This is a genomic window from Hydrogenophaga sp. FG152 (assembly GCF_057809615.1).
Genome location: NZ_JBMDKH010000006.1, coordinates 248402 through 263264 on the forward strand (window position 1 = coordinate 248402; position 14863 = coordinate 263264).

Consider the following 14863-nt stretch of genomic DNA (forward strand, 5'->3'; position numbering starts at 1 on the left):
TCAGGCCAAGGCGTCCGGCGGCACCGGCCAGTGCCGCGTGACGCTGCTTACCACCTCGGCCAGGGCGTGCAGCAACAGCGGCGAGGTCGGGCCGGGTCGGTAGTTCAAGCCCCCTGGCGGCAGGGGTGCCAGCGGCGTGCCCAGCTGCACCTTCACCAGCGGCGCGCCCAGGCGGTCCAGGGCCTCGGCCAGCGCCGGCATCAGCTCGCGCAGCAGGGGCAGCACCTGAGCCTGTCGGGGAATCAGGGCCATGGCCAGGCCGCCCCCCACCCACAGCAACTGCACCGTGATCGGGCCGGCCTGCGGCAGGGTCAGGGCCACCTCCAGGCCGGCGGGCCCCTCTTCCCGTGGCCGAGGCTTGCGTCGCTCCCACCGCGGCGCCGCGGCCACGCGCAGCGCCACGCTCATGCCGCCCCAGGCGTACAGGTGAAAACGCCAGTGACCGGGCTCGCCGCGCTCCGGCAGCGGCGAACCGGGCGCCGTGTGCGGGCCGGGCAGCGCCAGCGGTGGCCGCTCCAGCAGCGCCAGCCCTTGCAGGCCCAGGTCCATATGGCGGGACGTGAGGATGACGCGCCATGCGGCCGCCAGCTCGGCGGGCGGCGGCAGCTTCCACTGGTAGGCCCGCAGGGCCGCCTGGTCCAGGCGCATCGCGGGCAGTTCGTCGGGTGATGCGAGGGCGCCCGGCACGCCCGGCCGGGGCGCGACGAACTCGAGTTCGAGCGAAGGCTCGGTCGCCAGCACCCGCATCCACACCATGTCGCCCACCGAAAGGCCCTGGGCCCAGGCGCCTTGCGGGGGCAGGCGCAGCGTGGCGCCGCGATCGCGCCGCAGCGTCACGCCGTGCTCGTCGCGCCCCTCGTAGCGCAGCGCAATGTGCTCGCCCACGGCCGGTCGCGGCGCGCCGTCCCGGGCGGGATGGCGCTGCTGCGGCGTGAGGCTCGCGGCGGTGACGCGATCGATGTTCATGCAGGTCTCCGTCCACCCCTTCGGAATGAAAAAAAGCCAGCCGGTTCACCGGCTGGCTTTGTCGTCTCGGGCCGCCGTGGAAGGCGGCCGAAGTCGCCGGTTTACTGCATGAGCGACATGACCAGCTGCGACATGCTCGACGACTGCTTGAGCATCGAGGTGCTGGCCTGCATCAGCATCTGGTTCTTCGTCATGTTGGCCGTTTCAGCGGCGTAGTCCACGTCCATGATTCGGCCCTTGGAGGCTTCGGTCTGGGTGCGCTGGTTGCCCAGGTTGTTGTAGACGCTTTCCAGGCGGTTGGACGAAGCACCCAGCTGCGCGCGCACGGCACCGATGGAGTCCAGCACGTCGGCCAGGTCGTCGATGGCGGTGTTGGCGGCGGCGGCGCTGGCGATTTCGGTGCCGGCGGTGGCGGTCACGCCGGCGGTGTAGGTGGCCACCACGGCGTCGAGGTCGGTGCCCAGGTCGCCCAGGGCCGTGGTCACGTCCACGTCCATCGTTTCGGCGGTCGTCGCGCCGATCTGGAACGTCACGGCCGCAGCGCCGAGCTTGCCGGCCGTGCCGTCCTTGCTGAACAGGGCTTCACCGGCGAACGAGCTGTTCGTCATGATGTTGCCGAGCTCTTCACCGAGCTGGTCGAACTCGGACTGGAGGGCGTCGCGGTCTTCCTGGGTGGCCGAGCCGTTGGCCGCTTCGGTGGCCAGGTCCTTCATGCGGGTGACGATGTTCGTCATTTCCTTGAACGCGCCTTCGGCGGTCTGCATCATCGAGATGCCGTTCTGCGTGTTGCGCATCGCCACGGCCATGCCGCGCGACTGGGCGTTCATGCGGGTGGCGATCTGCAGGCCGGCGGCATCGTCCATGGCGGAGTTGATGCGGAAGCCCGTGCCCAGGCGGGCCATGGACGTCGTCAGGGTCTTCTGGGTGGAGCCCAGGGCGTTCTGGGTGCTCAGCGAAGCGTAGTTGGTGTGCAGGCTCAACATGGTGGGTACTCCTTGATCGGTTGGGACGCCGGGTATCGACGACCTCACCAGTACAGAGCGACCTGCTGGAGCGGGTCCTTAAATGCGGCAGCAGAATTTTTTCGAATAGATCCGTTGGCACCGAGAAAGCTGGCTGAGCGGCGTTGACGAGGGCTCTGACGAAGCGCACCATCCCACCTTCCATGGGAGGTCTCATGGCCGAAACCCACACCGTCTTCGCGGGCTCGATCCCGAAGTTCTACGACAGCCTGATGGTCCCCATGATCTTCGCGGCCTACGCGAAACACATGGCGGAGCTGGTGGCAGCCTTCTCACCCGGTGCGGTACTGGAGACCGCGGCTGGCACCGGTGTGGTCACCCGGGCACTGGCGCCCCGGCTCGGCGCTCACGCACGCTACGTGGTGACCGACCTCAACCAGCCCATGCTGACCCATGCCGCCGCCCGGCAAGGGGTCGATGCCCGCATCGAATGGCAACCGGCGGACGCGCTCCACCTGCCGTTCGCGGACGGCACATTCGACGCTGTCTGCTGCCAGTTCGGCGTGATGTTCTTCCCCGATCGGGTCGCCGGCTATACCGAGGCCCGTCGCGTGCTCCGGCCGGGTGGGCACTTTGTCTTCAGCACCTGGGACCGCATCGAGAACAACGCCTTTGCCGACGAGGTCACCAACGCCCTCGCCACCGTGTTCCCGGACAACCCGCCGCGCTTCCCGGCCCTCGTACCGCACGGTTACCACGATGTCGCCGGGATCCGCGACGAGCTGAGCCGCGCGGGGTTTACCGACATCCGGATCGAGACGCGCGAAGAAGTGAGCCATGCTGCTTCGGCACGGGACGCTGCCACCGCCTACTGCCAGGGGACGCCGCTGCGCAACGAAATCGAGGCGCGGGATGCCGGTCTGCTGCAGTTCGCCACGGACCGCGCGACCGAGGCCATCGCCAGCCGCCACGGCGACGGCCCGGTGGCCGGCAAGATCCAGGCCCACGTGGTGGTGGCGACGAGCGCCGGCGCTCCGGCCCGCGTCAGCCCAGCAGCGCCATGACCCGCGCGCGGTTCACGCCCGCCAGGGCCGGCGCCACATCGGCATAGGTCTCGAAGCGCATCGACTGCGTGCGCACCAGAAAGGCCTGGGCCGAACGCTCCACCGACTCTGCCGGAATCTCCGCCGAGGCGGCGCTGGCCTCGGCCGAGGCCAGTGCCAGCGCGCCGGCCACCTGGGCCTGGGTGAAGCCCACGCGGTCCAGCGCATGGATCACGCGCTGCAATGCGGTGCGGATTTCCTGCAGCTCTACCGGCGCCTGCTCGTACAGGGCCGAAGGCAGGGCCGGTGCCTCGGTCTGGGTGCGCACGCGCTGGGCCACGCCGTCGGCAAACCGATGTCCTTCGCCCTTGATGGTGATGCGGTCCTGCACCTTGTCCCAGGTGGCTTCCGATGCGCTGAACACCGGTTCACCCCGGTCATCGATGTGCACGCGCACCTCGGCCGCAGCCAGGGCGTGGTCGAGCCGGCGCACGTTGCTGTGCACGCCCTGCTCGGGGTCGATGGTGACGGTCAGCGGGCCGGCCAGGTTGGACGGCAGGCCGATGCTGAGCACCTCGCGCGCGCCCTGCGAGAGCGCGGCCGCGTCGATGCCGCGGATGCGGAAGGTCTGGCGGGCCGCACCGTGGCCCTGGTACTGCAGTTGCGGGTCGATGGCAGCGCCGGTGGACGCGGCGCGCTGGCGCCAGAGGGTCTTCAGGCCTTGCCGCGCCGCCGCGAGTTCGGGCTCGCGCTGGTGGGCCGTGGCCGGCTCGGCGAGCTGGTCGCTGTAGCCCGACTTGAGCGTGTGCAGATCGGCGGACAGCCGGCCCAGGTAGGCCTTCGACGACTGGGCTGCGGCCACCTGACCGTGCCGTTCGCCATCCCAGGGACTGAAGGCGGACGCCGGTCGGGCCGCCGCGCCCGCCGGGCCGCGCAGGGGATGGGCGCTGGCCGCCACGGGCACCGCCGTCGCCAGGCCCGCAGTCCGCCCGGCATTGAGCGCGGCGCCGGACGACGAGCGCTCGGGGCTCGCGCTGGATCGAAGGGCCGGAAGCGTGTTGACCTGCATGCGCGAACGACCGGTCAGAGCACGTTGAACAGCGAGAGCGCCGACACCTTGGCGTAGGCCTTCTGCGTGGCCTGCAACGCGGTGGTGTAGCCGCTGAGGTGCACGGCGGCTTCGGCGTAGTCGAGCTTGCCGAGCGCGAGCACCGCATGGTCATTGGACAGGCTCACGTTGGCCAGCGAGGTGTCCTGCGAGTCCAGCGTGGTGAGCGAGCCACCGATGCGCGCGATGCGCGAGCTCACGCTGTTGAAGGTGGTGTCGAGCAGGTCCGTGGTGGCCTTGAGGCGGGCCCGCACGGCGGGGTCGTTGACGGTGACGCCGGGCGTCTGGAAGTCCTGGATGGTGAGGTCGAGCTGGTTCAGGAAGGCGGCCATCTCGTCCAGCGGCACGTTGGCCGCCTGCGTGATGCCGTTGCCCACCACCACCTGTTGCAGGTCGGTGTTGCCGGTGAAGCTGTAGCGCGCGCCGGGCGCGGCGGCCGGGTCGTGCGTGAGGGTCGCGGTGTTCGAGGCGGTGCCCGAAAACAGGTAGCGGCCCTCCTGGTCGCGGGTGTTGGCGGTGGCGAAGATGCTGTCGCGCAGCGAGATGAGCTGCGTGGCCATGGCCTGCACGTCTTCCGAGGTGTTGGTGCCGTCGGCGGCCCAGATCTGCAGGTCGCGCATCTGCAGCATGTCGCGGCTCATGCTGTCGAGCAGCACCTCGCTGTGCCGCAGGCGCCCGCCCAGGGCGGCGATGTTGTCGCGGTACTGGTCCAGTGCGGCCTGCTCGCGCGCCAGGCGGCCCAGGCGCACGCTGGCGATGGGGTCGTCCGAAGGCACCAGCAGGCGCTCGCCCGTGGCCATCTGCTGCATGAGTTGCTCGACCTTGAACGACGCCATCTGCAGCGAGGTGTTCATGGTGGTGTGGTACTGGGTGCTGGCGATGCGCATGGTCTCTTCTCCTTCAGCCGAACATGGCCAGCGTGGTGTCGAACAGCTCGTTGGAAACGGCCAGCACCTTCATGTTGGCCTGGTACATCTGCTGGTACTGCACGATGTTGATGGCCTCCTCGTCGGTGTTCACGCCGCTGGTGGACTTCCAGCTTTCCTCGGCCTGGTTGCGCACGGTCCTGGCGGTGTCGTGCGCGGCGCGCGCCTGCTGGTTCTGCGTGCCCAGGCGCCCGACGATCTGGGTGTAGATGTCGCCCAGGCGCACGGTGCCCAGCGAAGGCACGGTCAGTGGCTGGTCGCGCAGGCCGATGAGGGCCTGCAGGTTGTCGCTGTTGCCGGGTTTGGTCGGGTCCGAGGAGAACGCCAGGTCTTCGCCCAGCAGGCCATTGACCACCTTGAGCAGGCCGGTGGAGGCGGCGTCGAACTGGAACAGGTCGGTGCCCGGCGTGCCGTCCATGGCGAAGCCGGCGGCCATCTGGGTGTTCACCCGCGTGGCGATTTCTTCGGCCAGCGCGGCCACGTCGTCGATCACCGGCTTGAGCACCGTGCGCTCGAATTCGTCGAGCCCGCCGAGCTGGCCGCCCAGGTTGCCCTGGGTGACGGTGAAGGACTCGCTGGCGAAGGCCAGCTTCAGGGTCTGGGAGCCGTCCGGGTTGTTGACGGTGGAGAGCGTGGCGGCCAGCGAACCCGCCACCAGCGGCACACCGCTGCGCAGGGACACGCTGGCGCTGCCATCGGCCTGCTCGACCACCTGCAGGCCCACCAGGTTGGACAGCGCGTCGATCTTGAGGTCGCGTGCGTCCATCAGGCTGGAGGGGTTGATGCCGGTGGCGCGCGTGGCCGCGATCTTTTCGTTGAGGTCGGCGATCTCCGCGCTCAGCGAATTCACCTGCGCCACCGAGGCGGTGCGCTGCTGCGCGACCGAGGCGCGCTGGTTGTTGAGCACCTGGTTCAGGTTGTTGAAACGCTGCGCCAGCGCCTCGGCCGAGGTGATCACCTGCTGGCGCAGAGGCGCGGAGGTGGGGTCCACGCTGGCGGCGTTGAGGGCGTTGAAGAACAGGTCCAGCCCGCTGTTGAGGCTGGAGCCGTCGTCGCCCATCACCTGCTCGAGCTGCTTCATGTAAGGCTGCGAGGTGTTGTAGCGGCCCAGTTCGGCGTTGGCCTGCCACATCTGCATGTTCTTGTAGCCGTCGCTGAAGCGCAGCAGCGCAGGCACCGAAACGCCGCCGCCGGTGGCGGCCACGCCGCCCTTGAACGGGCCGACCGCCGCGAACAGCGCGCCCTGGCGGGTGAAGCCCGGCGTCATCACGTTGGCGATGTTGTGGCTGGCCGCGGCCAGCGCGGTCTGCGCGGCCAGTGCGCCGGTCAGCGCGGTGTAGTGGATGGTCATGGGTCAGGGTTCCAGCGGGGTGGCGGCCCCGCGCACGGTCGGGGTCTTCTCGTGGAGAGCGACCGCCGCCGGCGTTTGCTTAAGCACGGCGGGCGTGGGCAGCAGCTGGCGCAGGATCACGTCGGCGATGCCGAAGGCGCGCTGGCGGGCCATGGTGTCGGCCACCACGTTGTCGGCCAGGTCCAGCATGTCCTGGTTGATCTTGTTGTTGAACGGGCTGTCTTCGCTCGCCAGGGCCTGCGTGGAGCGGCGCATGGCCTTGAGGTTCTGCGAGATGAAGAAGGCCTCGAATTTCTCTGCGGCATCGACCGCCTTGGCGCGCAGCACCGGGTCGATATCGGCCGGCTGCCCGGCGCCGGAGGCCGAAGGTCCAATGGCTTGCATGGTGGGCGCGCCTCAGATGACGACGAGTTCGCCGTCGATGGCACCGGCCTGGTCCAGCGCCTGCAGGATGGCCATGATGTCGTCGGGCGAGGCGCCGGTGCTGTTGATGGTGTCGATGATGCCTTTGAGGCTGGTGCCCGGTGGCCAGCTGAACATGCGGCCGCTGCCCTGCTCCACCGCCACGCTCGATTGCGGCACCACCTTGGTCTCGCCCCGGCCGAAGGGCGCGGGCTGGCTCACCAGGGGTTGTTCGCCGATCACCACCTTGAGCGAGCCGTGCGACACCGCCGCCGGCCGCACGCGCACGCCGTCGGCGATCACCACCGTGCCGGTGCGCGAGTTGAAGACCACCTTGGGCGTTTCCGTGCCCACGGCCACCGGCAGCGCCTGCAGCATGGCCACGAAGGCCACGCGCTGGGTCGGGTTCGCGGGGGCGACCACGTCCACGCTGGTGGCGTTGCGCGTGGTGGCGAGCGTGCCGAATTGGCGGTTGATGGCCTCGACGATGTTGGTGGCGGTCTGGAAGTGCGGGCGCTTGAGGCTCAGCGTCACGGTCTCGCGGGTGTCGAAGTCGCTTTCGATCTCGCGCTCCACCGTGGCGCCGTTGGGCACGCGGCCGGCGGTCGGGGTGTTCACGGTGACGCTGGACCCGCTGGCGCCCTGCGCCGATAGCCCGCCCACCACCACGTTGCCCTGGGCCAGCGCGTAGACCTCGCCGTCGGCGCCGCGCAGCGGCGAGAGCAGCAGCACGCCGCCGCGCAGGCTCTTGGCATCGCCCATCGAGGACACGGTCACGTCGATGCTCTGCCCCTTGCGGTAGCCCGGAGGGAAGACCGCGCTGACCATCACCGTGGCCACGTTGCGCGCCTTGGTGTTGCTGCGCTCGGGCAGCTTGACCCCAAACTGCTTGAGCATGTTCTCGACCGTCTGACCCGAGAAGCGGATCTGGCTGCTGTCACCCGAACCCTGCAGGCCGACCACCAGGCCGTAGCCGATCAGCTGGTTCTCGCGCATGCCTTCGACGTCGACCAGGCTGTGCAGCGGCCGGGCCGGCACACCTGGCGCTTGTGATGGCGCCCGTGACTGTGCCTGCACCGGCAAGGCGAAAACCAGCAGGGCGGCGCCCAGGGCCAGGGCGGCGCGGATCGGGGCGAGGTTCATGGCGGGCATCTCAGAAAGGCATCCAGGGACTAGTGAAGAAGCGGGTGAGCCAGCCCGGGCTGTTGGCATCGGCCAGGGTGCCGGTGCCGGAATAGGCGATGCGCGCGTTGGCGATGCGCTGGGACGACACGCGGTTGGTGGCGTCGATGTCCTCGGAGCGCACGAAGCCGCTCAGGCGGATGAACTCTTCGCCCTGGTTGAGCCACAGGCTCTTCTCGCCCGAGACGCGCAACAGGCCGTTGGCCATCACCTCGTGCACCACCACCGTGATCGCGCCTTCCAGCGCGTTCTGCTGCGTGCTGCTGGAGCCGCCCGAGAACTCGCGGTCGGCCGAGAGGCCGATGCTGGTGTCGAGCACCTTGCCGGCGATGCTCAGGGGTTGCGCGCTCATGCTGCTGCGCTTGTCCAGGCTGGTGCCCGAGCGCTTGCTGGCCTGCGTGGTCTCCGCCAGGATGACGGTGAGCACGTCGCCGGAGCGGAACGCGCGGCTGTCGTTGGTGAGCACCCAGGCCGAGTTCGGGTTGAACAAGCCGCCCGACTGGCCCTTGCGCGCCGGGGGCTGCACCGGGGGCATGGGCGCCTCGGCCAGCGGCGGTGGCGCGGGCGGCACGATGGCGCAGCCACCGAGCACGGTGGCCGCCGCCAGGGTGAGGACGGCCAGCGCGCGCATCAGCGCACCGCCTGGGCCAGGTTCTGCAGCATGCCGTCGGCGGCGGACAGCACCTTGGTGTTCATCTCGTAGGTGCGCTGCGCGGAGATCATCTCCACCATTTCCTCGACCACCTGCACGTTGGAGCCTTCCAGCGCGCCCTGCTTGAGCTTGCCGAAGGCCTCTTCGCCAGGCACGCCTTCGTTGGGCACGCCGCTGGCGGCGGTTTCCTGGAACAGGTTGTCGCCCAGCGCCAGCAGGCCGGCGGGGTTCACGAAGCCCGCGAGCGTGATCTGGCCGAGCTCGGTGAGCTCGGTCTCACCCGCGATCTTGGCGCTGACCACGCCGTTTTCGCCGATGGCGATGGACAGCGCGTTGGCGGGCACGGTGATGTCCGGCACGATGGGGTAGCCCTGCGCCGTCACGAGGCGGCCTTCGGGGCTGGTCTGCAGCTGGCCGGCCCGCGTGTAGGCGGTGTCGCCGTTGGCCAGCTCCACCTGCAGGAAACCCTGGCCGACGATGGCCACGTCCAGCTGCTGGCCGGTGGTCTGCAGGCTGCCGGTGGTAAAGACCTTCTGCGTGCCGACCACGCGCGTGCCATTGCCCAGCTGCACGCCGGTGGGCGTGTTGGTGTTCTCGTCGCGGGCTGTGCCGGGCTGGCGCTCGACCTGGTAGAACAGGTCCTCGAACATCACGCGGTCGCGCTTGAAGCCCACGGTGTTGACGTTGGCGAGGTTGTTGGCGATGGCCTGCAGCTTGGCGTCCTGCGCCTGCACGCCGGTCTTGCTGACCCACATGGCGGGATTCATGGTCGGTTTCCTGGTTGGTTGTACGGGAGGTGCCGGAGCCGGATCAGCCGCGCACCAGGCGGTTGCCCGCTTCGGACATGCGTTCGGCCGAGCCAAACAGCTTCATCTGCACCTCGAAATCGCGGCTCAGCGTCATGGTGGCCACCATTTCCTCGACGGCGGACACGTTGCTGCCTTCGAGGTGGCCCGAGCGCATGGTCACGGTGTCGTCGGCCGGCAGGGGCTGGCCGTCGCGCGCCACGATCAGGCCGGCTTCGTTCTTCGTGACCTCGCCGCCCAGCGGCCGCACGGTCTTGATGCGGTCCACCGGCTGCAGGTCTTCCTGGCCTGGCGGCTGGATCGAGACCGTGCCATCGCCCGCGATGTCCACGCGCGTGAACGCGGGCAACACGATGGGGCCGCCATCGCCGACGACGGGGCGCCCGTTCACCGTCAGCGTGCCATCGGCATCCACGGTGAACTGGCCCGAGCGGGTGTAGGCCTCCTGCGCGTCGCGGTGCTGCACCGCGAAATAGCCCTCGCCCGTGATGGCCACGTCCAGCTCACGGCCGGTGGACTTGAGCACACCGTTGCGCGCGCTCACGCCGTCGGCATTGAGCTGGCTCATGTGGCGGTCGTCGTAGCCATAGCCGGGGGTGGCAAGCGCGGTGCTGAACGCGACATCGGCCCGGAAGCCGGGCGTGTCCGCATTGGCCAGGTTGTTGGCGCGCACCTGCTGCTCGCGCAGCGTGCGCTCCGCGCCGCTCATGGCCGTGTAGATCAGGGCATCCATGGCGAGGGGCTCAGACGGCCTGCATCAGGGCCTGGGTCATGGCCTGCTGGGTGGAGAACACCTTGGTGTTGGCCTGGTAGTTGCGCTGCGCGGTCATCAGGCCCACCAGTTCACCGGTCATGTCGACGTTGGACTGCTCCAGCGAGCCGGGGCTGATGGTGCCGGCCTGGCCCGCGCCGGGCACGTCGTACAGCGGCTCGCCGCTGGCGTTGGAGATGGCCCAGCTGGTGTCGCTCACCGGCACCAGGCCGTCTTCGTTGGGGAAGTTGGCCAGGGCGATGGTGCCCACGCGCTGCTTCAGGCCGTTGCTGTACTGGGCCAGCACCGAGCCGTCCTTGTCGAGCGCCACACCCACGAAGGAGCCCGAGGCGTAGCCGTTGCTGGCGTTGACGGTGGTGGTGGCCTGGCCCGCGAACTGGGTCGTGCCGTTGTAGTTCACGGCCAGCGCGATCGGCGCCACCGTGGCCGGCACCGGCAGGTTCTTGGTGACCGGTGCGGCCGGGGTCAGCAGCTGGCCGGCGGTGCTGAACTGCAGCACGGTCTGCGAGCCCGCGGGCAAGGCCGCGCCGTTGAAGGTGTAGTGCACCGTGACTTCGTTCGGGTTGGTCTTCACGAAGTACTGCGTCACCGTGTGCTTGGTGCCTTGCGAGTCGTAGACCACCGAGACCATGGAACCGTTGTACGACTGCGGGTCGGTCGGGGAGAACGGCGCCACGGCCGGGTTGGGCCAGTCGGCCGAGAGGTTGCCCACGTAGTCGAGCGTGCTGCTGGCCTGCGCCGGCAGCTGTCCCTTTTCGATCTGCATGTCGCCCAGGGCGCCGAGCGCCGTGCTGCCCGGAATGGCGGCATAGCCCTGCACGCGGCGGCCGAAGCTGTCGGTGACGTAGCCGTCCTTGTCGGCGCCGAAGATGCCCACGCGGGTGAACAGGGTCTCGCCGTTGGTGTCCTTGGTGACGAAGAAGCCCTTGCCCTGAATCGCGGCGTCCATGCTGCGGCCGGTGTTGAGCGCGCCGCCGCTGGTACCGATGGTCTGCGACATGGAGCCGACCTCCACACCGATGGCCTGGCCATCGGCGTACATCGAGGCGAAGTTGGCGCGGCTGGACTTGAAGCCGTAGGTGCCGGCGTTGGCGATGTTGTTGCTGATCGCTTCCAGCTGGGTGTTGATGGCGTTGACGCCGCCGAGGGCAATGTTGAAGCTCATGGAAGGAGGTCCTTAAATCAACTGTTGGAGGTCTTCAGGCGGCCGAAAAAGCCGGTGATGGCATGGGAAGGCACGTCCCCCAGGTGCGCCACCTGCAGCAGCACGCCGCCGGTGGGCGAGAGCTTCACGCTGGTGAGTTCGCTCTGGATCTCCACATCGGGGGACACGCCTTCGCCGCCATCGATGGCGATGTCGTAGCTGCCACCCGGCAGGCCCAGGGCCTGGGGGTCCACTGAAAAATACACGGAGCCGGCGCTCTGGGCACCCAGCTCTACGCGGTGTTTCTGGCCATCTGGCGCCGTGAGCACCACCGCCAGGTTGGAATTCGCGGCGTCGAGCTTGAAACTGCCCGAGACCTTGTCGGTGCCCAAGATCACCGACTCGGTCACCACGGACACCTGGCTGCCCACCTGGGCGCCGAGCGAGAGCACCTGCAGGCTCTCCAGCATGGAAGCGCTGTTGCGCGTCTGCGCCACCACGTTCTGCATCGCCTCGGTCTGGCTCAGCTGCGTGAGCTGGTTGACGAACTCGGCCGGGTCGCTGGGCTCCAGCGGGTTCTGGTTGCGCACCTGCGCCACCAGCAGCTTGAGGAACATGTCCTTGGTGCCGGCGTCCGCGTTCGCGCTGACCGGCGCTTCGGCGGCGGTCTTCGCGTTCTTCTGGGTCAGATCGGTGATGGCTTCCATGATCAGGACTCTCCCAGCCGCAGCACGGCCATCTGCATCTGGCGGGTGCGGGTCAGCACCTCGACGCTGGTTTCAAAGGCGCGCGAGGCCGACATCATGTCGGTCATCTCGGCCACGGGGTTCACGTTGGGCAGGTAGATGTCGCCGGCCTCGTTGGCCAGCGGGTGGTCGGGCTGGTGCATGCGGCGCAGCGGCTCGTCGCTCTGGATCACGTCGAGCACCTGCACGCTGGCGCCCGGCGTGGCGCCGCTGCCACCGTTCTCGTAGATCGTGGCGAACACGGGCTTGCGCGCGCGGTAGGTGTCGCCTTCGGCGCCCGAGGCGGCCTCGGCGTTGGCCAGGTTGCTGGCGATGGTGTTGAGGCGCACGGTCTGGGCCGACATGGCCGAGCCGGCGATGCGGCTGATGCTTTCGAACGACATGTTTATTGCCCCGCGATGGCCTGCGCCAGGCCCTTGAATTTCATCTGCACGAAGGTGAGGCTGGTCTGGAAGCCGACCGCGTTCTGCGCGAACGCCGCCTGCTCGACGCCCAATTCCACGGTGTTACCATCCGCCGAAGGGTGGTGCGGCACGCGGTACATCAGCTCGCCGCCATCGCCCGTTTCCACCCCCTCCCCGCCTTCGCTCATCACCCGCTCCAGGCTGGCGGCGAAGTCGATGTCGCGGGCCTGGTAACCCGGGGTGTTCACGTTGGCGAGGTTGGAGGCCAGCACCTTGGTCCGCTCCGCCCGCAACTGCAGTGCGTCGGCATGCACCGCAATCACTTGCCCGATATCGATACCCATGCGCAGTCCTTTCTGTTTGAAGTTGCTTGTCTGGTTCGGCGCGCTGCCCGCGCTCGCGGTGGCGGCGCCCGTGCTGCCGCAGGTCGAGCAGGCGGTGCGCGCGCACTGGCTCGCCCACGCCGCAGACCTGGGCTGGAAAGCCCCTGAAGTGAGCGTGAAGCTCGGCAGCCGCGCGCCCGCGAACCTGCAGTGCGCCAGCCCGGTCGCGGTGGACCTGGGCGATGCGCGCCACCCGACCCGCATGCCGCTCAAGGTGAGCTGCCCGGACACACCGGGCTGGACGCACGAGTTCGTGGCGCGCGTGGCGCTCGAAGCCGAGGTGCTGGTGAGCGCCGGGGCCATCGCGGCCGGCAAGGCACTCAGCGCCGCGGACGTGCGGCCCGAGCGCCGCGACGTGACGCAGATGGCCGACGCCCTCGGCACCGCGGATGAAGCGCTGGGCCAGTCGAGCCGGCGCGCCTTGCGCGAAGGCCAGGTGCTGCAGGCGCGCCTGCTGAACAAGGCCGTGCTGGTCAGGCGCGGGGCGGCCGTGCGCATCGTCGCACGCCAGGGCGGCGTGTCGGTGGAGAACGCGGGCGAGAGCCTGCAGGCCGGCTCGCTCGGCGAGCTGGTGCGGGTGCGCAACACCGCGTCGGGCAAGACGCTGAGCGCGCGCGTTGTCGACGAGGGCGTGGTCGAACCCGCCGAATAGCGCCGGCGGCTCATCGGTTGGCTCCCTGGATCTGGCGGGCCACCTGTTCGAGCTTGTCGGCGTAGGCCGGATCGGTGGCGTAGCCGCCCGCCGCCAGGCCCTGGGCGAAGGCCCGGGCGTCCTGGCCCGCGTTGATGGCGCCCCGGTAGCGCGGGTTGTCGCGCAGCAGGCGCGCGTAGTCCTGGAAGGCCTCGCCCGGATCGGCGTAGGCGCGAAAGCGCTCGGTGGTCTTGTGGGCCTCGCCCTCGCTGAACTCGGTGGTGAGCGCGTCGGTGGTGCCGCCCTTCCAGCCGCCCGTGGCCTTGAGGCCGAACAGGTTGTGCGTGTCGCTGCCGTCGGCGCTGCGCAGCGGTTGCAGGCCCCAGCCCGATTCGAGCGCCGCGTGCGCAGCCACCAGCTCGGGCGCCACGCCCAGCGCGCGGCCGGCGTTTTCGGCCCAGGGCGCGATGCGGTTGAGGAAAGCGGCGCGTTCGGCCTCGGGCACACCGGCCCCGGTGGCGGGGCTGGCGGCGGTGGCCGAAGCCATGCGAAGGCGCAACGATGCGGCCTCGGGCGTGAGCCCGCCAGGCAGGCCGGCGCCCGAGCCCTGCGCGATGAAGCGGCGCACCTCGCCGTCCACCGAGCGCATGAGGGCGCCGAAGCCGCCCGCGCCCGCTCGCGGCAATGGGGCCATGCCCTCCACCCCCAGGTTGGCGGTGCCGGCGGCGAAGCGCGCGTCAGGCAGGCGCATAGGTGTGCACCTCGTCGTTGAGCACGCGCTGCATGATTTCGTGCTGGCCCATCAGCAGGTCGCAGTTGCGGGTGTTGAGCCGCTGGCACTCGGCCACCATCGCCTGCAGGTCGGTGTACCACTGCTTCACGGTGGCGCGCACGCCCAAGGGCAGCACGGCCTGCACCATTTCGTAAGCGGCATCGCCCTGGGTGCCGCTGATGCGCCGCGCCAGTGCGAGGCGCTCTTGGCCGCGCTGGGTGATGCGCTCGGTCAGCGCCGAAATGGATTCGCAGACGGTCGCCACGCGCACCGGGTCGTGGCGCAGCGCGGCGTCGAACTGCGCCTGCAGCAGGTCGCGCATGGCCTGGAAGTCGGTCTGGTCTTCGCGCACCAGCTCCAGGAAGGCCACGCACTCGCGCCGCACGCTCACGGCCGGCTCCCGTGGTAACGCGTGATGAGGCTGGCGAGCTTGCCGGCGTCGAAGCGGATCTCGCCGCGCGCCAGGGCTTCGCGGATCTCGGCGACGCGGGCTGTGTCCACGTCCGACAGGGCGCGCAGCGCGTCCATGGCGGGCTGCATGACGCCCGAGGCCAGCGCGGCCGGCGCGGTGGCCAGCGAGGGCGCGCCGGCGCTGGCCGCGTCGGTGCGGGGC

General features: G+C 69.6%; 19 protein-coding genes. 2 read left to right on the forward strand and 17 right to left on the reverse strand.

All coding sequences use genetic code 11. The annotated features are described in order from the left end of the window. A complete protein-coding gene (gene fliK, locus ACODTB_RS09920; protein ID WP_291112536.1) occupies positions 1–966 on the reverse strand; it encodes a flagellar hook-length control protein FliK in 966 nt (321 codons plus the stop codon). 101 nt (positions 967–1067) lie between these two features. Then, positions 1068–1949 carry a flagellin N-terminal helical domain-containing protein gene (locus ACODTB_RS09925; protein ID WP_488929275.1) on the reverse strand — a complete coding sequence of 294 codons (882 nt, stop codon included), beginning with the start codon at positions 1947–1949 and terminating at the stop codon, positions 1068–1070. Between the two features lie 194 nt (positions 1950–2143). On the opposite strand from ACODTB_RS09925, the gene ACODTB_RS09930 reads away from it, so the two are divergent. Beyond that, on the forward strand, positions 2144–2992 hold the full coding sequence (locus ACODTB_RS09930) for a class I SAM-dependent methyltransferase (protein ID WP_291112533.1): 849 nt from the start codon (positions 2144–2146) through the stop codon (positions 2990–2992). Here ACODTB_RS09930 and ACODTB_RS09935 read toward each other — a convergent pair. Genes ACODTB_RS09935 through flgB form a run of 12 tightly spaced genes read right to left on the reverse strand, consistent with a single transcriptional unit; the run spans position 2973 to position 12808 of the window. Continuing rightward, positions 2973–4040: a hypothetical protein gene (locus ACODTB_RS09935; protein ID WP_291112531.1), complete on the reverse strand. Its 1068-nt coding sequence runs from the start codon at positions 4038–4040 to the stop codon at positions 2973–2975. The two genes, ACODTB_RS09930 and ACODTB_RS09935, sit on opposite strands and share 20 nt — an antisense overlap. A gap of 14 nt (positions 4041–4054) precedes the next feature. Further along, the gene (gene flgL, locus ACODTB_RS09940; protein ID WP_291112529.1) at positions 4055–4966 is read right to left on the reverse strand and encodes a flagellar hook-associated protein FlgL; all 912 of its coding nucleotides are present in this window, start codon (positions 4964–4966) and stop codon (positions 4055–4057) included. A gap of 13 nt (positions 4967–4979) precedes the next feature. After that, positions 4980–6356 carry a flagellar hook-associated protein FlgK gene (gene flgK / locus ACODTB_RS09945; protein WP_291112527.1) on the reverse strand — a complete coding sequence of 459 codons (1377 nt, stop codon included), beginning with the start codon at positions 6354–6356 and terminating at the stop codon, positions 4980–4982. A gap of 3 nt (positions 6357–6359) precedes the next feature. Next, a complete protein-coding gene (locus ACODTB_RS09950; protein WP_488929276.1) occupies positions 6360–6740 on the reverse strand; it encodes a rod-binding protein in 381 nt (126 codons plus the stop codon). Positions 6741–6752: 12 nt separating this feature from the next. Continuing rightward, positions 6753–7901 (reverse strand): flagellar basal body P-ring protein FlgI, encoded by a 1149-nt coding sequence (locus ACODTB_RS09955; protein ID WP_291112523.1) that lies wholly within the window; start codon positions 7899–7901, stop codon positions 6753–6755. A 10-nt stretch (positions 7902–7911) separates the two neighbouring features. Continuing rightward, the gene (gene flgH, locus ACODTB_RS09960; RefSeq protein WP_488929281.1) at positions 7912–8574 is read right to left on the reverse strand and encodes a flagellar basal body L-ring protein FlgH; all 663 of its coding nucleotides are present in this window, start codon (positions 8572–8574) and stop codon (positions 7912–7914) included. Beyond that, positions 8571–9359 (reverse strand): flagellar basal-body rod protein FlgG, encoded by a 789-nt coding sequence (flgG, locus tag ACODTB_RS09965; RefSeq protein WP_291112519.1) that lies wholly within the window; start codon positions 9357–9359, stop codon positions 8571–8573. Before flgG ends, flgH begins: the two co-directional genes overlap by 4 nt. 43 nt (positions 9360–9402) lie before the next feature. After that, entirely contained in the window at positions 9403–10131 is a 729-nt protein-coding gene (gene flgF / locus ACODTB_RS09970) for a flagellar basal-body rod protein FlgF (protein WP_291112517.1), read from the reverse strand. Between the two features lie 10 nt (positions 10132–10141). Then, the gene (locus ACODTB_RS09975; protein ID WP_291112515.1) at positions 10142–11335 is read right to left on the reverse strand and encodes a flagellar hook protein FlgE; all 1194 of its coding nucleotides are present in this window, start codon (positions 11333–11335) and stop codon (positions 10142–10144) included. 17 nt (positions 11336–11352) lie between these two features. Next, complete coding sequence (locus ACODTB_RS09980; protein ID WP_291112513.1) at positions 11353–12021, reverse strand: flagellar hook capping FlgD N-terminal domain-containing protein; 669 nt, start codon at positions 12019–12021, stop codon at positions 11353–11355. 2 nt (positions 12022–12023) lie between these two features. Continuing rightward, positions 12024–12443, reverse strand: coding sequence for a flagellar basal body rod protein FlgC (gene flgC, locus ACODTB_RS09985; RefSeq protein ID WP_291112511.1), 420 nt, complete (start codon positions 12441–12443; stop codon positions 12024–12026). Positions 12444–12445: 2 nt separating this feature from the next. Continuing rightward, positions 12446–12808, reverse strand: coding sequence for a flagellar basal body rod protein FlgB (gene flgB / locus ACODTB_RS09990; RefSeq protein ID WP_291112510.1), 363 nt, complete (start codon positions 12806–12808; stop codon positions 12446–12448). A gap of 16 nt (positions 12809–12824) precedes the next feature. On the opposite strand from flgB, the gene flgA reads away from it, so the two are divergent. Further along, positions 12825–13499, forward strand: coding sequence for a flagellar basal body P-ring formation chaperone FlgA (flgA, locus tag ACODTB_RS09995; protein WP_291112508.1), 675 nt, complete (start codon positions 12825–12827; stop codon positions 13497–13499). A gap of 10 nt (positions 13500–13509) precedes the next feature. Here the strand turns inward: flgA and ACODTB_RS10000 are convergent, their stop codons facing one another. From ACODTB_RS10000 to flgM, 3 genes are all read right to left on the reverse strand, one after another. Then, positions 13510–14229, reverse strand: a complete 720-nt coding sequence (locus ACODTB_RS10000; protein WP_291112506.1) for a glycoside hydrolase family 73 protein — start codon at positions 14227–14229, stop codon at positions 13510–13512. Continuing rightward, positions 14216–14641 (reverse strand): flagellar export chaperone FlgN, encoded by a 426-nt coding sequence (gene flgN, locus ACODTB_RS10005; protein ID WP_291112504.1) that lies wholly within the window; start codon positions 14639–14641, stop codon positions 14216–14218. The genes ACODTB_RS10000 and flgN overlap by 14 nt, the downstream gene beginning before the upstream one ends. Continuing rightward, positions 14638–14863: flagellar biosynthesis anti-sigma factor FlgM (gene flgM / locus ACODTB_RS10010; protein WP_488929277.1), on the reverse strand; the 226-nt coding region annotated here is incomplete at its 5' end. The genes flgN and flgM, both read right to left, overlap by 4 nt.